Annotated in this window: 17 protein-coding genes; 9 read left to right on the top strand and 8 right to left on the bottom strand. The window is 45.5% G+C overall.

Annotated features, from left to right (window positions below; genetic code table 11):
• Positions 1 to 81: 81 nt before the first annotated feature.
• Entirely contained in the window at positions 82 to 3027 is a 2946-nt protein-coding gene (locus IX91_RS09555; RefSeq protein ID WP_004743166.1) for a DNA translocase FtsK, read from the top strand.
• Positions 3028 to 3330: 303 nt separating this feature from the next.
• Here the strand turns inward: IX91_RS09555 and dsbB are convergent, their stop codons facing one another.
• A complete protein-coding gene (dsbB, locus tag IX91_RS09550; protein ID WP_004743164.1) occupies positions 3331 to 3849 on the bottom strand; it encodes a disulfide bond formation protein DsbB in 519 nt (172 codons plus the stop codon).
• Positions 3850 to 3941: 92 nt separating this feature from the next.
• Entirely contained in the window at positions 3942 to 5531 is a 1590-nt protein-coding gene (gene nhaB, locus IX91_RS09545) for a Na(+)/H(+) antiporter NhaB (RefSeq protein ID WP_004743163.1), read from the bottom strand.
• Positions 5532 to 6204: 673 nt separating this feature from the next.
• On the opposite strand from nhaB, the gene fadR reads away from it, so the two are divergent.
• Positions 6205 to 7044, top strand: coding sequence for a fatty acid metabolism transcriptional regulator FadR (gene fadR, locus IX91_RS09540; RefSeq protein ID WP_004743162.1), 840 nt, complete (start codon positions 6205 to 6207; stop codon positions 7042 to 7044).
• A gap of 69 nt (positions 7045 to 7113) precedes the next feature.
• Here fadR and IX91_RS09535 read toward each other — a convergent pair whose 3' ends face one another.
• On the bottom strand, positions 7114 to 8286 hold the full coding sequence (locus IX91_RS09535; protein WP_004743161.1) for a DUF1887 family protein: 1173 nt from the start codon (positions 8284 to 8286) through the stop codon (positions 7114 to 7116).
• Between the two features lie 143 nt (positions 8287 to 8429).
• Positions 8430 to 10421 carry a methyl-accepting chemotaxis protein gene (locus tag IX91_RS09530; protein WP_004749314.1) on the bottom strand — a complete coding sequence of 664 codons (1992 nt, stop codon included), beginning with the start codon at positions 10419 to 10421 and terminating at the stop codon, positions 8430 to 8432.
• A gap of 224 nt (positions 10422 to 10645) precedes the next feature.
• On the opposite strand from IX91_RS09530, the gene hinT reads away from it, so the two are divergent.
• From hinT to IX91_RS09495, 7 genes are all read left to right on the top strand, one after another.
• Positions 10646 to 10996 (top strand): purine nucleoside phosphoramidase, encoded by a 351-nt coding sequence (hinT, locus tag IX91_RS09525; RefSeq protein WP_004746983.1) that lies wholly within the window; start codon positions 10646 to 10648, stop codon positions 10994 to 10996.
• A gap of 109 nt (positions 10997 to 11105) precedes the next feature.
• On the top strand, positions 11106 to 12503 hold the full coding sequence (locus IX91_RS09520) for a COG3014 family protein (RefSeq protein WP_236642794.1): 1398 nt from the start codon (positions 11106 to 11108) through the stop codon (positions 12501 to 12503).
• On the top strand, positions 12500 to 12895 hold the full coding sequence (locus IX91_RS09515) for a YcfL family protein (protein WP_004746985.1): 396 nt from the start codon (positions 12500 to 12502) through the stop codon (positions 12893 to 12895). Before IX91_RS09520 ends, IX91_RS09515 begins: the two co-directional genes overlap by 4 nt.
• A 39-nt stretch (positions 12896 to 12934) precedes the next feature.
• Positions 12935 to 13525 (top strand): penicillin-binding protein activator LpoB, encoded by a 591-nt coding sequence (gene lpoB / locus IX91_RS09510; RefSeq protein ID WP_004746988.1) that lies wholly within the window; start codon positions 12935 to 12937, stop codon positions 13523 to 13525.
• A 31-nt stretch (positions 13526 to 13556) separates the two neighbouring features.
• Positions 13557 to 14411, top strand: a complete 855-nt coding sequence (locus tag IX91_RS09505) for a phosphotransferase (RefSeq protein ID WP_004746991.1) — start codon at positions 13557 to 13559, stop codon at positions 14409 to 14411.
• 100 nt (positions 14412 to 14511) lie between these two features.
• Positions 14512 to 15054 carry an alpha/beta hydrolase YcfP gene (gene ycfP, locus IX91_RS09500; protein ID WP_004746992.1) on the top strand — a complete coding sequence of 181 codons (543 nt, stop codon included), beginning with the start codon at positions 14512 to 14514 and terminating at the stop codon, positions 15052 to 15054.
• A gap of 397 nt (positions 15055 to 15451) precedes the next feature.
• Positions 15452 to 16741, top strand: coding sequence for an NAD(P)/FAD-dependent oxidoreductase (locus IX91_RS09495; RefSeq protein WP_004746993.1), 1290 nt, complete (start codon positions 15452 to 15454; stop codon positions 16739 to 16741).
• 56 nt (positions 16742 to 16797) lie between these two features.
• On the opposite strand, the gene IX91_RS09490 is transcribed toward IX91_RS09495, so the two are convergent.
• From IX91_RS09490 to IX91_RS09475, 4 genes are read right to left on the bottom strand one after another with little or no spacing between them, the layout of a single operon-like run.
• Complete coding sequence (locus tag IX91_RS09490) at positions 16798 to 17337, bottom strand: GNAT family N-acetyltransferase (protein WP_004746994.1); 540 nt, start codon at positions 17335 to 17337, stop codon at positions 16798 to 16800.
• A gap of 33 nt (positions 17338 to 17370) precedes the next feature.
• Complete coding sequence (locus tag IX91_RS09485; protein ID WP_004746998.1) at positions 17371 to 18141, bottom strand: peptidoglycan binding protein CsiV; 771 nt, start codon at positions 18139 to 18141, stop codon at positions 17371 to 17373.
• 46 nt (positions 18142 to 18187) lie between these two features.
• Positions 18188 to 21649 (bottom strand): transcription-repair coupling factor, encoded by a 3462-nt coding sequence (gene mfd, locus IX91_RS09480; RefSeq protein WP_004747002.1) that lies wholly within the window; start codon positions 21647 to 21649, stop codon positions 18188 to 18190.
• Positions 21650 to 21657: 8 nt separating this feature from the next.
• Complete coding sequence (locus tag IX91_RS09475) at positions 21658 to 22224, bottom strand: hypothetical protein (RefSeq protein ID WP_004747005.1); 567 nt, start codon at positions 22222 to 22224, stop codon at positions 21658 to 21660.
• Positions 22225 to 22391 lie beyond the last annotated feature (167 nt).

Here is a 22391-nt window from a genome sequence, read left to right as displayed (position 1 = left end):
CATAGCTGCTCGGACTATTTTTTTCCGACCAATCAGGATGACTTCTGAATCGATTGGTGTTTTATAAAGATAAAGTTGGTTATGTTCAAAGAGACCAAAAATAAAGTAGAAACGATCATTAAGACGGGAGAAGAGTCTCAGCCGTCCCGCCTGAGCGGTCCTCAGCGCCTTCAAGAATGCAGTTTGATCGTAATCGTTCTTGCCTCAATTTTGCTTTCAGTCGCACTTTTCACATTTAGCGCTGCCGATCCGTCATGGTCTCAAACCGCTTGGGGTGGGGAGATCAATAATGCTGGTGGTCTAGTTGGGGCTTGGCTAGCTGATACACTCTTTTTTACCTTTGGCTCATTAGCGTATGTGATTCCTTTCGTGGTAACCGGTACAGCTTGGGCAATGCTGCGTAACCGTGATGAAGATGAATCAATCGACTTTATGCTTTGGGGAACGCGTTTACTCGGATTAACAATTCTTATTCTGACTAGTTGTGGTTTAGCGGATATCAACTTTGATGACATCTGGTATTTCTCTTCAGGTGGTGTGATTGGCGATGTACTGACCAGCCTTGCGCTACCGACTCTAAATGTGCTCGGCTCCACGCTTGTCTTTCTATTTCTATGGGGAGCGGGTTTCACGCTCCTGACTGGCATCTCTTGGTTATCCATTGTCGATTGGTTGGGTGAGGGCGCGATTCGATTGTTCACTAGCCTGATCAACAAAATACGCGGACACGAAGATGAAACGCTAGAAGCTGAGCTCAACAACTATGAGTATGAAACCGAAACGACGCCAGTCTTCAGTGAAGAAAAGCTTGAAGCTAACGAATCTGTAGAGCAAATAGAAGAAACCAGCGCAGAACGACGTCGTTACAACATTCATATGCCTGAAGCAGCGGCTACCTCAGCGTTAGCGGCCAACGCAATCGCCCAACCAACGGCAGAAGAAGTGGCTGAGATTTCCCCTGAGCCCGTTTATGCAGGCGAAGTCCCTAATAATGTGGTTGAAGAGTCTGTTGAGCCAGATTTTGAGCGTAGTAAGCATCTTGGGGCGACTATTGAAGATCTAGAACGCGCCGCGATGAACGGTGATGAGCTTCCTCAAGTTGCGCAGCCTCAACAGCCAGAAGATGTTTTTGCTCAGCCGCAAGTTGAAGAGGTTGTTGCCAGCGAGCCACCTGCATCAAACCAATCAGAGCCAGTTCCTTCAGAATCAGTCGCCGAGGTTGACCCTAATGATTTGCCTTGGATTGAAGAGGTAACTGAAGAAGAAATCGTCCAACCAAGGATTAATCCATCTGAACTGGAACAGATCTCATCGGATATTGAACCTGAAGATGACTATCAAGAACCAGTAATTTCATCATTTGATGTTGCTGAAGAAAGTGCAATTGTGACCGAGGAGGTCGAGTCGACGTTACCTGCGGATGAAGATGCGGCGGCATTACACAATATGGTTGCAGAAGCGCAAGCCAAAGTCGTCGCTCAGCAAAACCCATTCTTGGTGCAACAAGAAGCGAATCTGCCAAAGCCTGTTGAGCCAATGCCAACTCTTGAGTTGCTGTACCACCCTGAAAAGCGCGAAAACTTTATCGACCGAGAAGCGTTAGAAAATATTGCTCGCTTGGTTGAAGCGAAACTGGCGGACTATAAGATAAAAGCAACAGTGGTTGATATCTTCCCAGGGCCAGTAATAACAAGATTTGAACTCGATCTCGCACCTGGCGTTAAAGTGAGCCGTATATCCGGTCTATCGATGGATTTAGCTCGCTCACTCTCAGCTATGGCGGTTCGTGTCGTTGAAGTCATACCGGGCAAACCTTATGTCGGACTTGAGCTGCCAAACATGAGCAGACAGACGGTGTTCTTCTCAGATGTTGTCGGCAGTCAACAGTTTATAGAAGCCAAATCGCCAACAACGGTTGTCCTTGGCCAAGATATTGCTGGTGAAGCTGTGGTCGCTGATTTGTCTAAGATGCCACACGTGCTTGTTGCGGGTACAACGGGCTCGGGTAAGTCAGTGGGTGTAAACGTGATGATCTTGAGTATGCTCTACAAGGCAACACCAGAAGATGTTCGTTTCATCATGATTGACCCGAAAATGCTTGAGCTATCGGTGTACGAAGGTATCCCACATCTACTCTCTGAAGTGGTTACTGACATGAAAGACGCGTCGAATGCACTGCGTTGGTGTGTTGGTGAGATGGAACGTCGCTACAAGCTGATGTCTGCTCTGGGTGTTCGTAACATTAAAGGCTTTAACGATAAGCTTAAGATGGCGGCTGAGGCTGGTCATCCAATACACGACCCATTATGGCAAGCAGGTGACAGCATGGATGAACATCCTCCTCTGCTTGAGAAGTTGCCTTACATTGTTGTGATTGTCGACGAGTTTGCCGACTTAATGATGGTGGTCGGCAAGAAAGTCGAGGAGCTGATTGCTCGTCTAGCGCAGAAAGCTCGCGCGGCTGGTATTCACTTGATCCTTGCGACTCAACGCCCATCTGTTGATGTTATTACTGGTTTGATTAAAGCGAATATTCCTACCCGTGTTGCGTTTACCGTATCAACTAAAACGGACTCGCGCACTATCCTTGACCAAGGCGGCGCAGAATCGCTACTGGGTATGGGTGATATGCTCTATCTCCCACCGGGTTCTAGCCATACAGTTCGTGTGCATGGCGCATTTGCCTCTGATGATGATGTACATGCAGTCGTCAACAACTGGAAAGCACGCGGTAAACCAAACTATATCGACGAAATCACCAATGGTGACCAAGGCCCAGAAGCACTCTTGCCGGGTGAGAAGCCGGAAGGTGAGGAAGAGATGGACCCACTATTTGACCAAGTTGTTGAGCATGTTGTGCAGTCTCGCCGTGGCTCGGTATCAGGGGTACAACGCCGCTTTAAGATAGGCTACAACCGAGCTGCACGTATCGTTGAGCAACTAGAAGCTCAAGGAATTGTGAGTGCTCCAGGTCATAACGGCAACCGTGAAGTATTGGCTCCAGCTCCTGGACGTGAGATGAACTAACGGCAAAGCCGTTAGGAACGGGCTGCGCCCTCGGGAAAGCGGGATCGCTTCGCTACTGGAAAGCTAGTCCCGGGCTTCGCCCTTTGGAAAACTAGAGTTGACTCTTCAAACATAGCGCGGCAACTATAGTTCTCCAGTTCTCCAGTTCTCCAGTTCTCCAGTTCTCCAGTTCTCCAGTTCTCCAGTTCTCCAGTTCTCCAGTTCTCCAGTTCTCCAGTTCTCCAGTTCTCCAGTTCTCCAGAAATCAAAAAGGGCTGACATAATATGTCAGCCCTTCTTTCTGTTGCGTGCTTTCGCCTCTCGCTACTTGCTCTTCACAAACTGCGAGATGACAAAAGGTACCAGTGCGATTAGGTATGCAGAGAAAATGATCACTAACCATTGTGGCATTGAAAGACCTAGGAATTGCCACACGACCTTGCCACAATCACCGAACGCTTCAAATAGCCATGGTGCCCACTGATTTAGAGGTGCCCAGTCTGGGAAGGTAACGAACAAGTCACAAGTCTTAAAAGGTGAAGGGTTGAATTGGTAATCAACATGCTCTAGTGAAAGCATCAGGCCTTGATAGGCGCTTGCACCCCAAGCAGCAAAGCCAAGCCAACGAAATGCTGGATTATGCGGAGCGATCAAACCAATTAATGCAGCGCCGCCAACACCAAACATGGCGACACGCTCATAAATACACATCACACAAGGTGAAAGCATCATCACGTGTTGGAAAAATAGGGCACATGCTTCGAAGAAAACAATTGAGATAAGGAGCAGCAACCAAGACAGTCGCCCCTGAGAAAATGTTTTTAGAGTGGAAAGAATGTTCACACAGATATCCTGTAATAAAAAAGCTCTGAGTAATCAGAGCTTTTTATCGTGTAAAAGTTTCGGTATCAACTAAAACTTTTAAATAAATTAGATTAGTGTCCGCTAGAGACTGCTGGAGTTAACTCTCCGACATGGGCTGAAATCCAACCCGCGTCATAGAACCAAGCGGTCATAGGCTCGACAAAGAACACGATGCCAGCAAGACCAACAAGAGCCAGTACCACGGTATAAGGCAGCGCCATAATTACCATGCGACCGTATGATAGGCGAATAAGAGGTGCTAGGGCAGAGGTCAATAGGAATAGGAATGCAGCTTGACCATTTGGCGTTGCAACTGAAGGTAGGTTAGTACCTGTGTTGATAGCAACGGCGAGTAGGTCGAACTGGTCACGAGTGATAACGCCTTCAATCAGTGCCGTTTTCACTTCGTTAATGTATACCGTGCCGACGAATACGTTATCGGAAACCATCGAAAGTACGCCGTTTGCCACATAGAAGAGTGCTAGCTGAGTACCTTTGTCTTCTACGTGTAGAACAGCGTCGATAACTGGCTTGAATAGCTGTTGGTCGATGATGACGGCTACAACAGCAAAGAACACGGCGAGAAGTGCGGTAAATGGTAGCGCTTCTTCAAACGCTTTACCCATTGAGTGCTCTTCGATTACACCGGTAAACGCTGTCGCCAAGATGATAACAGATAGACCAATTAGACCGACGGCTGCAAGGTGAAGCGCTAGACCAACGATTAGCCATACTGCGATGAAACCTTGAACCCAAAGCTTAGCAACGTCTTGCTTAGTACGTGTTTTACGCTCTTCACGGTCGAAGTCTACTAGGATTTGACGAACGTTCTCAGGAAGGCGAGCACCGTAGCCAAAGACTTTTAGTTTTTCGACCAATACACAGGTAATCAAACCGCAAACAAACACAGGCGCGGTAACGGGTAGCATACGAATGATAAACTCACCAAACTGCCAACCCGCTTGGTCTGCAATAATGAGGTTTTGTGGTTCACCAACCATGGTCATAACACCACCGAGTGCCGTACCCACACCAGCATGCATTAGTAGTGAACGTAGGAAAGCACGGTAGTCTTCTAAGTCATCACGGGTAAGTTCGGATAAATGGTCATCTTGGGTATGGTCGTGCGAGGAGTTAGGGCCTTGACCAGAAGCGACTTTGTGGTAAATCGCGTAGAAGCCAACCGCAACGCTGATAACAACCGCAATGACGGTTAATGCATCTAAGAAAGCCGATAGGAAGGCCGCAGCAAAACAGAAGGCAAGAGAAAGCATGCTCTTAGAGCGAATACCTAGCAGTATCTTGGTGAAGATAAACAGCAGCAACTGCTTCATGAAGTAGATGCCTGCAACCATAAACACTAATAGAAGCAGCACTTCGATGTTTGCGACAAGTTCGTGTTTAACTTGTTCCGGGCTGGTCATGCCGATGGCGATGGCTTCGATGGCGAGTAAACCACCTGGCTGAAGAGGGTAACACTTAAGTGCCATTGCGAGGGTGAAGATAAACTCTGCGACTAGCAGCCAACCTGCAACGAATGGATCGACAAAGAAGAAAACAATTGGGTTAATAATTAAAAATGAAATGATGGCAACTTTGTACCAATCTGGGGCCTTACCAAGAAAATTCTTAATAAATGCATTTCCGAGTGACATCGGCATGATTTAGATACTCTTAATGTTGTTATGAATAGACACTGCACGTGCTTGTATCCATTTAATCGGAAACTGAGAATTTCTGACCAGTGGAAATATACCCGTAGGTAGAAAACAAACCCGATTCAACAGTGACTTAGAAAAACAACATTCCGTTCACGATCATGTGGTCTTGCCAAGTCACTCCCTGAGAAAGACAAGCACTCCTTACTTTGGTCGCCACTGTACTCTTCAAAGCAATTTAGTCAACGAGAAAATTGGTTTGAGTATTCTATTCGCTTACTTTTGTTAAAAAACGCGATCAAAGTGGCGTAAACATATCACGAGAGTTGTGAAAAACAATGGTTAATGCAAGCAAAACGACGAAAGCATAGAATAAGAAAGAATATGTAATTATATTGAATGGAAATGACAGTTTAATTATGTAATTTTACAAACTTAAATTTTGCGGCTGAAATGCCTTGTGGTGGGCTCTGCGGGATGTTTTTGATTTGTTAAATATGAAAATAAGCCTATTTCATATCCCAATATGTTTCAATAAAATCTGCATAGCGTTAGAGTTAATGCTCTATTGTGGTTTTGCCGCACGTTTACTGTGTGGTGGTTTCCGATATAGAAAAACTAGTGGTATGATGAGTTCTATTAGACCCATAAAAATACAAGTTTGGATAAGATATAAATGGTCATTAAGGCAAAGAGCCCAGCGGGATTCGCAGAGAAATACATTATTGAAAGTATTTGGAAAGGGCGATTCCCACCTGGTTCTATTTTACCAGCAGAACGTGAGCTCTCTGAACTAATTGGCGTAACGCGTACCACTCTACGAGAAGTACTCCAACGTTTAGCCCGTGATGGGTGGCTAACGATTCAACATGGTAAACCAACGCGTGTTAACCAGTTTATGGAAACATCTGGTCTTCATATTCTTGATACGTTAATGACGTTGGACGCAGATAATGCGACTTCAATTGTTGAAGATTTGCTTGCAGCACGTACAAACATCAGCCCTATCTTTATGCGCTATGCGTTTAAAGCGAACAAAGAAAACTCTGAGAAAACCATTTCTAGCGTTATTAACTCATGTGAGGCTTTGATTAACGCCGAGTCTTGGGATGTCTTCATGGAGTCGTCACCGTATGCTGAAAAAATTCGTCAGCACGTCAAAGACGATGGTGAGAAAGATGAGTTAAAGCGCCAAGCCGTTCTGGTTGCGAAAACGTTCAACTTTTACGACTACATGCTATTCCAACGCTTAGCATTCCATTCAGGTAACCAAATTTATGGTTTGATCTTTAATGGTTTGAAGAAACTGTACGATCGCGTTGGTAGCTACTACTTCTCGAACCCTCAAGCTCGTGACCTTGCACTGCAGTTCTACCGAGACTTGCTTGAAGTATGTGAAACCGGTAATCGTGACCAAATACTGATTGTCGTTCGCCACTATGGTATGGAGAGTGCGCAGATTTGGAATCAGATGAAGACGACTCTGCCAACAAACTTTACTGAAGATGACAGTTAAAAAGAGTCTGTCGCTTTCGTATTAAAAAAAACCGCCAACTGGCGGTTTTTTATTGTTCAGAGTTTACTCTTAGCAGTCAGAGCATGCTTCATCTCGTCCGCCTGCTTCAGTGAACCAAGTCGCCAAGTGCGATTTAAGGTCCTTAAGCTCATCTGGGCCTATAAGTGCCAAGCCTAAGTCTTCAGCGCGAGTGATGTCATTGTGGCGAAGAGGACGGAAGCTAACTAGCATGGCACGAGCTTGCAAGCCACCAAGTAAGTCACGAAGCGATTCAAGCTTATATAAGGTATCGTCACCATCATCGCGCATTCCTTTGGTCTTACACTCGATGATGTGAAGTTTGTTGTTAACGACTGAAGCAACATCCAGTTCGTTACGCACTTCGCGCTCCCCAAGCTGACGGTAAACTTGAACATTGAGAGAGCGGTCTTGAATGGTTGGCATATCTTGCTGGATCTGACGAACTGTGCTGTGAACGAGCGTTTCAAGCCATTCACCGTTTGAGAAGCGGCGCGCGTCTTCATTGGCGAAGGTTAATACGCCGTTTTGATAGGTCGCTATTTCAGCTTCAACCAAATCACTAAGAAGCATATTTAGCTCGCGATAACCCTGCTGCTTTTCCGATAGTTCAACATCGAGACGCTGCTCTTTGCGGCAAGTCGTCGCTAGATAGTTGAGTGTGGCAAGGCCAGGACCTAACTCTAACGCATTGCTCGCCCAACGTTCGCCAAGCTCATACAGCTTTTGGTCAAGTTGAGGAGGGAGTTCTTGGTCGCTAAATTCACCACGAGCACCGAACACGGTGAGATAATCATCGATGGTAATTCTGTCTTGAACCTGAGTATCTTCTTTGCCGTCAGGGTAAAGCCAACATAGACGGTCACTATTAGGTTCAACAACGAAAATAGGCCAGTGATAGGTGCGGAAAATCTCGTAGACTGATAACAGGCGGTGGCGAAGTCCACAGCTCGCATTCAGCTTAACTTCTTCGCCTCTTGCTTTTAGGTCTTCTGCAAGAATAGAAACAGCTTGCTTAATCTTTGATGGATTCGCGACGTTAGGAATTTCAAAAAATTCCGAGGTGATGTTTCTTTTGCTCAAGACGCTGTGAAGACGCAAATACATATCTTCTTGAGCAGGGACTCCAATGAAGACGATATGATCGCTTACGGTGCGATTATCAAGAAGCGGAGTGACCAAGCGAATTGGGTCTTGATCGATGATGCCAACATGAACAGCCATAGTTTTTCCTCATGTTTGGCTTGCGAGAGAGTGAAAGAAAAGTGGGCAAGCCTATAAACCATATAATGACATGGGATATAAAAAACAAGGGCGGCTATAAAAAATAGCCGCCCAATCTCAATAAATTACATTGTTCTGACTTTCTAGAGTTTAAACCTATGGACCAACTCACCTTGTTGATTCGCCAGCGAGGAAAGGTTGTCGCTCGTCTGGGCTATTTGTGCCATCGCTTGATAGCTAGAGTCGGCAATCAGGTTGATCTCTTCAATGTTACGAGCAATATCGCCCGTCGTCTCACTCTGTTCAGCCGCGGCTTGAGAGATATGGCCGCTCATTTGGCTGATCTCCATAATAAGTCCTTGGATCTCTTCCATAGCACTATTGGCGTTAGACGCTTGTTCTACTGAAAGCTCCATATCATCCATACAGCTTTGAATCACCTTATTGGCTGACGTTGAGCTGCTTTGAAGATTACTGATCATATTTTCAATTTCAGAGGTTGATTCTGTTGTGCGTTGAGCCAACACTCGAACTTCGTCAGCGACTACCGCAAAGCCGCGGCCTTGTTCACCCGCACGAGCTGCTTCGATAGCGGCATTGAGCGCCAATAGGTTGGTCTGTTCGGCAATATTGCGGATAACGTCAAGGATACTACCGATTTGGCTACTCATTGCTTGCAGCTCTTTCACCGCATCAACAGACTGAGTGAGGCGCGTTTCAAGTTGATTGATGGTAGTGATGTTGGTCCCCATGATATGGCGACCGGACTCTGAGGCTTTTTCAACCTGTTCAACCATCTGCTGCGAGCTTTGAGCGCTTTGCGCGACTTCTTGAACAGAGTGCGCCATTTCGGTCATTGCGGTGGCAACATTCGCCGTTTGCTCACGTTGCTGGCTAAGCTGTGATTGCGCTTGCGAAGAAGTTTGCTGATTGGTTGTTGCTGTTTGAGTCAGATCATCGGACGCGTCATTGAGTTTAACCAAAATGCCATGAAGATTATCTGCAAGCGAGTTAATGTGGTTGCTAACGCGGCTGAACTCATTGTTGTAGCGAATCTCGATACGCTTGGTCATATCGCCTTCAGTAAGAGACTCAAGAGTGCCAAGAATGCGAGTGAGTGGGTCACGCACGCTGTGAGCAATGTGATATCCAATCGCTATGGCCATTAAGATAACGATCGCGCCAATTGCAATTGAGCGAACCACCCCCTGTTCGTATACATCACCGGCTTCTTGTAGCGACGCATTTAAGCCTTGTTTTGCGACTTCACTGAATGAGTCAAGTACGGCCATGGTCGCATCAACCTGCTGAGTCAGACTCGCGATATTGGCGTACAGGGCATCTTTAGCCAATAGGTAAGCACTATGTTGGTCTAATACGCCTCCTTTCTTACCGACATCACGAGTAAACTGCTGAACTGATTCGTCAAACGCCTTTTTTATTTCCGGCATTTGCGTTGTTAATCCGCGGTAAGCGTAGTTAAGATGGGTAACGGCTTTCTTATTCTTCGCTACCGCTTTAGTCACCAACTCTGTATCACTGCTTGCTAAAGCATCTGAAGTGGTGAGTTCAGCATCTTTTAGTTTGATAAAATAGCTTTTGGCCATCACTTTAACTGAAATGCTGCTTTGGTCATCAACATACTCTTTCATTCCGACACTTAATTCAGAATGCAGGCGTTGGAAGCGTCGAGTAGACTGTTGTACTTCCTCTTGCGCGGTAAACATCGCGCGATAATTGCCCATCGCTTGTTCCGCTTCAGCGAAGTAACTCAGTTCCATCTCTTTGAGTTGGACAATTGATTGCTCTAGTTCAGCTTGGCCGACGCTTACTTGTTCTAACGCTAATAGCTGTTGGTTATATGCTTCTTTCATTTGAGCGAATTGCTCTGAAAGTTGATCCATGCGTTCAAAGCTTTGAGTTGTCAAAAAGTCTTTAAAAAGTTTGTCGGCAGACAATAAAGCAACGCTGGTTTGGTTTGATTGTGAAACTAGTGGCAGCGAGGTGTTTGAGACACCTTCGAAGTTTTGGTGGATTTGTTGCATTCCTCGCATCATCATCAACGTCGTAACGATGAACATAATAATGATCAATGCAAACCCAGCGTACATGCGCCTAATCACTGAGCCCTTCATAGATCTCTCCCTGTAATTATAAAGTCTTAAAAAATTAACAAAAAGAAAGCCATTGTATTGATACCGAGACACACATTTTTTGACGCACAATACAAATTTAGCTAGCGGGTAATAACGGATTGTCGAATAAGTGAACTGAACAGCGTTTTTTATTGTGATTTTGCGAAGCTTGACGCATACTCGTTTCAACTTAATCAACAATAAATGTCCCTATGGAGCCCTTCATGGCAGAAGAAACCATTTTCAGCAAAATCATTCGCAAAGAAATCCCAGCAGATGTTGTCTATCAAGATGATTTAGTTACCGCATTTCGAGACATCAATCCGCGTGCTCCAAGTCACATTTTGATCATCCCAAATAAACTGATTCCAACCGTAAATGACATCGAAGAAGAAGATGAACTCGTCATGGGACGTATGTTTACCGTGGCACGCAAACTGGCAAAAGAAGAAGGTATTGATGAGGATGGTTACCGTTTGATCATGAACTGTAACTCTCATGGTGGACAAGAGGTTTATCATATTCATATGCACTTAGTGGGTGGTCGTCCGCTTGGCCCTATGCTAATGAGCTAAAAATTTTTGATATTAATGGAACTTTCTAAAAAGTTTGATGTCGAACGTTAAATTTTTTAAAATGTGAGACATGTCCTCGTGTCAAATAATACAAAAATTGGGGTAGAAAGTGCATAAACACATTCGACTCATGTTTGCTTTAGCAAGTAGCTTGGCTCTTTCCGCTTGTGCCAATTTATCTGTAGGCAATCTTTTTAGTCATTACAGTGCGCAAAACAGTGAGTTGCACCAAACCGTTAAGAATGGCCGCTATTACGAAGCTGAAGAGGTGTTACCTGAGGAGATAGCAGGCGACATTCTCGATAATATGGAAAAAGGCAGAGTTTATCTGCTCAACCAACAGTACCCAGAAAGTAAGGGCGCGTTTGAAGCTAGTGACCGAGCGGTTAGGGTACAGCAAGATCAAGCAACGATCTCTGTATCAGAAACAGCAATGAGCTTAAGTGCACTGGCGGTTAATGATAACTTGAAAACGTATCAACCTGCTGATTACGAACTGGGTTTCTTACATCTTTATTTAGGTCTTAACTATCTTAAAAAGAATGACCTAGAAGGTGCGATTATCGAAATGCGTCGTGCGAATCAAGTGCAAGAACGCGCGCGCAAAGATAGAGAGAGTGAGCTTGAATCGGCTCAAAGCCAAATGCAGGCTCAAGGTGTCTCACCAAACTTGGGTAGTATTCTTGCTAACTATCCAGATGCCGGCAAAAAGCTGCAAGCAGTACAAAGTGGTTACTTACTCTATTTGTCTGCACTGCTGTATGAAGCAGACAACGATCTCAACGGCGCTTATGTTGACTATCGTCGTGCGTTAGCTGTGATGCCTGACAACCAGCAGGTGATTGATGGAACTAAGCGTGTTGCTAAACGTTTAGGTATGCGCGAAGACTTGGTTAAGCTTGAAAAGCGTTACGGCAAAGCGAGCTACCTAGATGCTAACAAAGGTCGGGTAATTGTTATTGATGAGCGTGGTGTGGTCGATGCGATGAACGGGTGGACACAAACACTTCCGATCTCGCGAGGCAGTAACCGTGGTCTCTATACTGTTTCTCTGCCTTATTACGAAAACGTACCAGCGGAAAAATTTAGCCCTGTAATACTTAATGACAGCAGTGTGTCGGGAAGCTTACTCACAGACGTCAATCTGATGGCTAAGCAGAATCTGACCGAGCGAATGCCATCTATCATCATTCGCCAAGCGCTTCGAGTGTGGGCTAAAGAGGAATTGCGTCGAGAGGCAACCAAAGACAACCCTGACGACTTAGGTAATGCGCTGTTTAACGTGTGGAACACGCTGACGGAGCAACCAGATACACGCAGTTGGATAACATTACCTGGTGAGATTTACAGCGCAAGTTCTGTGGTTGAACCAGGGGAACAATCTGTACAGGTTGCTGGTCAAACTCATACATTCAATGTTGAGTCTGGTCGTACAACTCTTGTTTGGCTTTCGCGCCAAGGTAACAACGCAACCATTTGGCATAAACAACTAGGAAATATACGATGAAAAAATGGCTTATTTCAATCGCGGCAGCACTGACCTTAATGGGATGTGCGAGCAACAGCAACACGGCTGGGCTGCGTATCGATGGTGCCTCTCAAACGGTTCTGTTTGGGGATAACGTGCTAGCAGGGCGTGTGAGCATCGAAGATATTTCAACGATTGATGTAGATGGTCGCGCGCGAGGCATAGTGCGTTTGGCGAATCAAACCAAAGGCGACCAACACATTCAATACCGTTTCTATTGGTATGACGATCAGGGGCTAGAAGTGAACAACAAGCTTAGCCCATGGCGTCAAGCTATTCTTCGCGGGGCTGAAGAGGTTTCTATTTCAGAGATTTCTATCAATCCAAATGGACGCCAATTCCGCGTTCAGATCCGCGAACTAGACAACTAATTTAAAGAAGTAACTAAAGGATATCCTAAGGAACCGACAATGAAAAAAAGTGTAATTGCATTACTTGGTTTGGCTGTAGTGCTTGGTGGCTGTTCTAACCAAGTAAGCTATGGTGACGCTCAAGCTGTGGAAACAACAACAATTGATTTTGGTTCAACAGACTTGCAAAAAATTGCCGGTGAAATGGTCGACAGCATGATGATGTCGGGCTCTGTTGCTGCCATCACGCGTGATTCACGTCCGATCGTTTTTGTTGAACGTATCAAGAACAAGACAAGCGAACATATCGATACTGAGTCAATTACCGATTCTATCAGCACTAAGATGCTGAATTCTGGTAAGTTCCGTTTTGTAGATATGGATCGTGTCGAAGCAGTACGCGAACAGCTAAACTTCCAAAATAATGATGAGCTAGTGAACCAAAGCACAGCAATTCAGTTTGGTAAGATGGTTGGTGCTCAATACATGCTTTACGGTAACCTATCAAGCATTAACAAGAATGCCGGTAGCGACAAAGACGTATACTACAAAATGACCATGCGTCTGATGGATCTAGAAACTGGCTTAATCGAATGGGCTGATGAGACTGAGATCCGTAAGCAAGAATCAAAAAGCTTTTTAGGCCTATAAGCTGAGCTTTATGTAACAAAAGGAGTGTACTATGGCGCGAATGTCGTGGAGTGAAGCATGCCAACTCGACCGTTCATTATTGTCACTAGAGCACTTCTTTGCTATCCCCCCTGACTATGCTCAAACGCTAACAGGGGGACTGACCAACCGTTGTTGGAAAGTGGTCACTTCAGATGGGCAATCATTTGTCTGGAGGCCAACAACCAACATCACTAAAGCCTTCTCAATATCTCGCTTCCAAGAGTATCAGATACTCTCAGCAATCGAACCTAGCGGTTTATCTCCGCAAGCCGTTCACATCAATGACCAAGGGCTGTTAGTCACTTGGGTTGAAGGGGAGTCACTCACACAAGGGCTACCATTCGACTCACTACTCAAGACTATGATCTCGATTCACGATATGGACACTCAACGTGTTCCTGTCGCGCCTTTCAATTTCACTGCACGTGTTGATCACTATTGGATGCTGCTCGACGATGAGCACAAAGTTGAACCTTTTGTGTCGATTTACAATCAGTGGCGTTCCTCGCCGAGCTTAGCGGATGTCGGTCAAACCTTGTGCCACTTTGACTTAGCGGGTTACAACATGGTTAAAACAGATGTTGGCAACAAGGTTATTGATTGGGAGTACGCTGCGATAGCGGATCCGCGCTTAGACCTGACACTTTCCATTGATGTTTGTGGTGAAAAGCCATTAGAAGCCGTCTATCGTTATTGTCAGTTAAGAGGAGTGGAAGGCGTTGATGATTGGGTTGAAGGGGTAATGGCTTGGCAACCACGCGCAATGATGATGGCCATGCTTTGGTACCTGCTAGCCCATCAGTTGTGGGGAGATGAACAATATTTGACCCAAGCGCATAAACTGCAAGAAACAATTTGCAGTTAAGATCACTGTTTGATAGTTCAGGGCGCTTAAAGTTACGCGGTGAGCTTTTAAACCTTATTTTTCATGGTAGATTAAAATCACAAGGATCGAGGGATTTACAATGATTATCTATTTACACGGTTTTGATTCGACCAGCCCAGGCAACCATGAAAAAGTACTTCAACTTCAGTTTATTGATGATGACGTACGTTTCATTAACTACAGTACTCTCCATCCAAAGCACGATATGCAGCACTTGCTCAAAGAAGTGCACAAAGTGATTGAGCAGTCAGGTGATAAGAACCCTATCATTTGTGGTGTCGGTCTTGGTGGCTATTGGTCAGAGAGAATTGGCTTTTTATGCGGTATTAAACAGGTTATTTTTAACCCGAACTTGCACCCAGAGTTAACGATGCAGGGACGTATAGACCGACCTGAAGAGTATGAAGACATTGCGACTAAGTGTGTTTCAGAGTTTAGAACCAAGAACAAAGCACATTGCCTGGTGATTCTGTCGAAAGACGATGAGATCCACGACAACAGTAAAACTGTCTCAGAGTTAGAGAGCTACTACGACATTATCTGGGATGAAACTCAGACTCATAAGTTCAAAAAAATCTCGCAACATCTGCAAACAATGAAAGCGTTTAAAGACGCAAATTAATCGCTAGTTTTTATCGATTTCTAATATCTAGGCGACAGAGTAGGCTCTGTCGCTTTTTTATTGTTCAATCAACTCTAATCCTTACAAAATTTAGTGGGATCACGCGAATCTTTAGTTGCGTGTCATGTTTTGCTCTATATAATGAACTCACTACAAATTTTTTGATAAATATCAAAAAAAATTGAGAGCGAGTAAAAAACTTGCCCAATAGTGAGCTACATCAAACCTGTAGCATTGAGTGATTCGGCTCTTTTATCCAATAAGCGTGTCATATTTGTTGGCCCTCTATGTCTAGACTGTGTGCGAAGAAAAATCGCCCCTAGACCAAAAATACAGAATTCCATCGAGTCGACTTTCGGCTTGATTCAGTTTTATTTTATTTTTTGAGGAAGTTGCTGTGACACGAATTATCGTAGTAGGCGGCGGTGCAGGCGGACTGGAGCTTGTCACCAAACTAGGTCGTACACTTGGCCGCAAAGGTCGTGCTAAAGTCACTTTGGTTGACCGCAAGGCGAGCCACTTATGGAAACCCCTTCTGCATGAAGTTGCGACGGGCTCTCTTGATGAGGGTGTGGATGCACTTAGCTACCGCGCACATGCCAAAAACCACCACTTTGATTTTCAAATGGGCAGCCTAGAAGATATCGATCGCGAGCGTAAAGTGATTAAACTGCGTGAGTTGAAAGACGATAACGATGAGCTGTTGATGCCTAGCCGCGAGCTTGAGTATGACATTCTAGTCATGGCAATTGGCTCTACTTCTAACGATTTCAATACTCCTGGCGTTCGCGACAACTGTATTTTCTTAGATAGCCCGGAACAAGCGCATCGCTTCCGTACTCAAATGAACAACGAGTTCCTTAAGCTGCATGCCAAAAACGGTAATGGCACAGTGGATATCGCGATTGTTGGTGCGGGTGCAACAGGTGTAGAACTGTCTGCAGAACTGCACAATGCGGTAAAAGAGCTACGTACTTACGGTTTTGGTGATCTTGACTCAAGCAAGCTTAACGTCAACCTAATTGAAGCAGGCGAGCGTATTTTGCCTGCGCTTCCACCGCGCATTTCTGGAGCTGCTCATCAGGAACTGACTAAGTTAGGGGTGAACGTCCGTACTGCGACAATGGTGACTCAAGCTGATGAAGATGGCTTAGTGACCAAAGATGGTGACAAGATCCCTGCTCAGATAATGGTTTGGGCCGCGGGTATCAAAGCACCTGACTTTATCAAAGACATTGCTGGCCTAGAAACCAACCGCATCAACCAACTTGTGGTCAAAGACACACTGCAAACCACGCGTGATGACGATATCTTCGCTATTGGTGATTTGGCTCAGTGTACTCAAGCGGATGGTTCGTTTGTTCCACCGCGCGCCCAAGCTGCGCACCAGATGTCGAGTCGTGCTTTTGCTAATATCGTTGCTAAGCTTAATGGCCGTGAAATGAAGCCTTATATCTACAAAGACAAAGGCTCTTTGGTGTCATTAAGTCGCTTCTCAACTGTGGGTAGCTTAATGGGCAACTTAACTAAGGGCTCTATGATGGTAGAAGGGCGTATCGCACGTGTTGTGTATATTTCTTTGTACCGCTTGCACCAGATGGCGCTTCATGGCGTGTTCAAGACAGGTTTAATCATCCTAATGGGACGTATCAACCGAGTACTAAGACCAAACCTTAAACTTCATTAATCAATGAACGAATACTAAAAAGAGCGCTTCGGCGCTCTTTTTTGGTTTGGGCTAGATTAATCAGGTATGACTGAGTATATAAGGCCTGTTTTAGGTTTACCGTTGAAGATAAAGCGATTGCGAGCTTTAGCTTCCAACAGACCACCACAAGACTCTATCAGCTTTTGGCTAGGCAGGTTATCTGGATCGCAGACCACTTCTACTCGCGTCAATTTAAATTGGGCGAAGCAAAATTCGATTAAAGCATTGACGGCTTTTACACCGAACCCCTGACCTTGATGTTCATCGGCAATCCAATAACCAATACTCGCCATGTTAAAGGTGTGGTAGAGCTCATTAATCGCGACCATGCCAAGTAACTTGTCACTCGAACGGCAAAATACACCAAAGCCATAGGCCTCAGATTTCACCCAGTTTAAGCGGGTGGCTAGGATAAATCGTTCGGCGTCATCTAAAGAGAAATCGGCATTGCACCAATCAATCCAGCGGTGAAGGCTAGGTGAGTTAATCACACAGCCCTGTAGAGACTCACTTTCTTCACTGGTGATTAGCCTAAGGACTAAATCTCGGGTGATGATTTGATAATCTGGACTCATAAATAAAAAGCCCTCGTTTGAGGGCTCTCTCGATTATTGATTTACTCGACGGACTTGGATGATCACGCCCATTAAAGGGTGATCGAGGAAGTGCGTTTCCGTACTACGCATACGGCGTTTTTGGTCGAATCGATAGCTTTTCAAGAACTCAACCTTATGGACAGTAGGTGTTACATCTTCCATTAAGCCGACTTGAACTACTTGATTGTCCGCGACTTCTTCTGTTGGCAACAGTTCTGGTTGATGCTCTTGTAAAGTCACTTCTTTTACACTTGGTGCTTTAAGATCAAGCTCCACGTCGGCATACAAATAGTGCTCAACGTAGATTTGTAGCTTACCATCAAGCTGATACAAAGGTTTTGGAATGCTTTCTTCGGTAATACCTTCAATGACTTGGCTTTGGCTTTCCTCAATCATAGAGCCGTCAGGATTAAACTTGCCTGAATAATCGCGACCTGCTTGGACGTGGAAGATAGGCGCTCCGAAGCGACCTTGATCACCTTGGCGCCACGCTTTGTGCATTAATACTTGAAAACCCGCATGCTGATTGAGCTTTTTAACTTCGCCATTCAGGGCATACTCAGAAGCGGGCAGCATTTCGACTCCCTTCTTTGCGCGGTAACTAGCATCAGCAAAAGAGCCGGCTCTTTTTAAATCTACTTGAGTGACGTTGGTTGGCCAAGACTCGGCAGTTTGCTCGGCATCGACGGCACGTTTAAAAATGATCACTTCGATATCGAATTGACGCTGCGCCATAGAAGGCATTGCAACAAGCATGAGCAGCAGCGGGATCAGTTTCTTCATTACAACTCCATAGTGAGGTGCGAGGCACCTCCATTTGATTTTGGCTTTACGCTTTTGGCAATAAATTTTGCTGGAATTCACCCAACATGTCACTAACAAACTGGATGCGCTTACGTCTATCTACTAATGGTATCGTAAACTTGAACTTAGTGGGTCCATCCATTGCGAATTTTTGTGGCTGAGATTGCAATAGTTTAACCAAATACATAGGGTTAATGTCAGCATCTGGATAGAATTCGATAAAGCCACCTTTGTCGTGAGCTTCAATCTTCTTCACTTTCAGCGCCGCTGCTTGCAGTTTCAACTTAGCTACTGAGAGCAGGTTCTTAGTGGCATCAGGCAATAAACCAAAACGGTCTATCAGCTCAATCTTAAGTTCACCTAACTCATCTTCACTTGTCACACTAGCAATTTGCTTGTACATCGAGAGCCTAGTGTTGATGTCTGGGATGTAATCATCCGGCAGTAGGGCAGGTAAGCGCATTTCGACTTCAGTTTGCTCTCGAAGTAGCTCGTCGAGTGAAGGCTCTTTGCCTTCTTTCAGCGCTTCAACTGCTTGCTCTAGCATCTCCATATATAGAGTAAAGCCAACCGACTGAATTTGGCCACTTTGCTCGTCACCAAGTAGTTCACCGGCACCACGAATTTCCAAATCGTGAGTAGCTAAGGTAAAGCCCGCACCGAGATCTTCCAATGACGCAATCGCATCGAGACGTTTAATCGCATCTTTGGTCATAGCTTTTGGATGGGGCGTCATTAAGTAAGCATAGGCTTGGTGATGCGACCGACCGACACGACCACGCAACTGGTGAAGCTGAGCCAAACCAAGATTATCTGCTCTATCCATAATAATGGTGTTGGCTGTTGGTACATCGATACCCGTTTCAATGATGGTGGTACACACTAGCAAGTTAAAGCGCTGGTGGTAAAAGTCATTCATAATGCGTTCGAGTTCTCTCTCGCGCATTTGGCCGTGTGCGACGGTTACGCGCGCTTCAGGAATCAACTTCTCCAGATCGGCCGCGACTTTTTCTATGGTTTCAACTTGATTGTGTAAGAAGTAAACCTGACCACCACGCATAATCTCACGTAGCACAGCCTCTCGCACTACTGCGTCATCGCTCTGTCTGACGAAGGTTTTGATTGCGAGACGTCTCGCTGGTGGCGTCGCGATAATCGACAGATCACGCATGCCACTCATGGCCATATTCAGGGTGCGAGGAATAGGCGTTGCGGTAAGGGTTAAAATATCGACATCGGCGCGCATCGCTTTCATCTTTTCTTTCTGACGTACGCCAAAACGATGTTCTTCATCAACAATCAGCAGACCAAGATCTTTGAACTTAATGTCGTTTGATAGAAGCTTGTGGGTACCGACCACTAAGTCAACTTTACCTTCTTCAATATCTTGCAGTACCTGCTTCTGCTCTTTGGCTGTTTTGAAGCGAGACAAGACTTCGACTCGAATTGGCAAGTTAGCAAAGCGATCGCGGAAGTTCTCAAAGTGCTGCTGGGCAAGTAGGGTAGTTGGAACAAGAACTGCGACTTGCTTACTATTGTCGGTAGCAACGAATGCTGCACGCATTGCGACTTCAGTTTTACCAAAGCCAACATCACCACATACCAAACGATCCATCGCTTTAGCCTGACACATGTCAGACATAACGGCGTTGATCGCCATTGATTGGTCATCTGTCTCTTCAAATGGGAAGCCCGCTTTGAATGTCGCGTATTGGCCGCGGTCTAACTCAAACTTGTAACCCGGCTTAAGTTCACGCTTGGCGTAAACATCCAAAAGTTCAGCCGCGACATCACGCACCTTCTCAGCGGCTTTACGTCTTGCTTTAGCCCAAGCTTCACCGCCAAGCTTATGGAGTGGCGCGCTATCTTCTGCGCCACCAGAATAACGGCTTATAAGGTTGAGAGAAGCGACAGGCACGTAGAGTTTGGCCTCATTTTGGTACTCAAGCGTAACGTACTCTGTCGTCATACCACCAGCTTCTAGGGTTTGCAGCCCTATGTACCTACCGATACCGTGGTCGATATGCACCACAGGCTGTCCCGGTTGTAGTTCGGCAAGGTTACGAATGACCGCATCGCTATTGGTGGCTTTGCGATCTTTGCGTCGGCGCTGAATAACACGGTCGCCAAGTAAATCACTTTCACAGATGAGTGCGACTTGCTCGTCGCCAAATACGAAACCGTGCTCAGCAGCGCCAAGGATCAGATTGAACTTGTTACCACCACTTAGTGCTTGCTGTAAGTCGCCGCTTTCTTGCGGTTTTAACTTAATTCGCTGGAGTAATTCAAGCAAAGCCTCACGGCGACCTTCAGACTCAACCGAAAAGACAATCTGACCGGTAAAGGTTTCGCTAAATTGGCGCAGAGCGGCCATCGGTTCTTTGTTTTGGTGCTGTACCGCAAGCTCTGGCAAGGAAGAGATATTAGGATTGCAACGACCCTGTTTTTCACTTACTGGCTCAACATACAGCTGAACTTGAGGTAACTGTTTAAACTGGCTAAACAGTTCATCCTTCTTAAGCCATAGCTCTTCAGGCGGCAGCAGTGGGCGCAGCGGATCGACTTTGCGTTGATCGTAGCGATAGTCAACGTCATCTAAGAAGGTGTCTATCGCGGGCTCTAATTGACCAACCGTTAACAGTTGCGTGTTTTCTGGGATGTAATCAAACAAAGTCTCCGTTTGTTCAAAAAACAGTGGCTGCCAGTATTCAATACCTGCTGGCCAAGTCCCTTTAGAGACTTGCATGTAAACGGATTCAGGTTCACGGCGAGCTTCGAAACGCTGACGCCAGCGAATACGGAAGTCTTCAATTGCGCTCTCAGAAGTTGGAAATTCATGCGCTGGAAGTAAACGTATCTCTTGTTTATCTTCGATTGAACGCTGATTCTCAGGATCAAAAGTACGTATCGTATCTATTTCATCATCAAAGAAGTCGATACGAAATGGATCGTTTGAGCCCATAGGGAAGAGATCTAAAATCGAGCCTCGGCTTGCATATTCGCCTGGACCAAATACTTGGTCGACGTGGCGATAACCCGACTTTTCAAGTTGAATGCGCAGCTTTTCTAGTGAGAACAGATCACCGACTTTTACCATCAGCGTATGCTGCATCAAGTAGTCGCGCGGGGACTGGCGTTGTAACAACGTATTCACGGGAACGATAGTGATTCCGCTCGATTGCGTTGGCAGCTGATAGAGTCGAGAAATTCGGTCTGAAATAATCTCCTGATGGGGAGAAAAGCTATCGTATGGCAAAGTTTCCCAGTCGGGGAACAAGGCGACTTCTTGAGTGGCGAACTGCTCTAGCTCTTGTTGTAGTTTTAACGCGGTTTGCGGATCAGGAACGGCGAGCAGAGTGTGAGAGCCGTGCTGTTGTGCGAGTTCAGCAATGGCAAGGGCTAAACTTGCCCCTTGAAGGTTACCAATCTGCTTTTTGTCTCCGGCGCGATCTGAGCACGCCAGATTAAGTAATGATGTGTTAGACATAGTTCTGTTTATTTGTCGCGATTAAGTGAGCGCTGACGAAGGAGCTTTTGTTGTTGGAATAGAGCGGCTTTGATAAGGAGATCTTCATCGAGATCACGCAGTAAATCGTATTTCACGGTGACGAGATGAGTGTCCTCGGTCACCTCTACTTGCGATATGTGGCCGTAACAATATATTGCTGCGGCGGGGTGCTCTAAGAATAATTTTACACGAACTTTGGAATCAAGGCTCACTGCCGCATCAGAAATGTAGGTAAATTGACTGGCGCCAAATGAGTGAGTTTTATGACGCATAGATGGGTCATCTTGCTGAGATAGCATAAAGGTCAACAGTAAATTGAGTTTAGAGTTTTGCGTATCTAGCAGTTGAATCACATGCTTAAAGTCACTATTTTTCAATTCATTACGCGCGCTGTCATTCAATAAATCAAGATTGCTAAACTCGCTCGCAACAATGAAAGGTGCTGGGATTTCCCCTTCGAATTTTTCATAACTTGGGAAAACCACACCCTCAGCCAAAGCTTCGACATTGACTGTCATTGTGTGGTTGACGGTAAAGAATTCTTGATCGGCCATGCTTGATTCCTTTTACTTGATAACTTTGATTATCGTTATAGCTGACAAGTAATCAAGCTATCCCTTTGTTTATTACATATTTTAACCACTAATTGGCAATTAAACACTACACGCCAAGGGATTTAATCGGTAGAGTAAGCACCATTACCAGAGTCAACAGACCCTGA

This window comes from Vibrio tubiashii ATCC 19109 (assembly GCF_000772105.1).
GTDB lineage: Bacteria > Pseudomonadota > Gammaproteobacteria > Enterobacterales > Vibrionaceae > Vibrio > Vibrio tubiashii.
The sequence above is the reverse complement of the archived record's forward strand: the minus strand, read 5'-3'. Positions and strand labels throughout refer to the sequence as shown.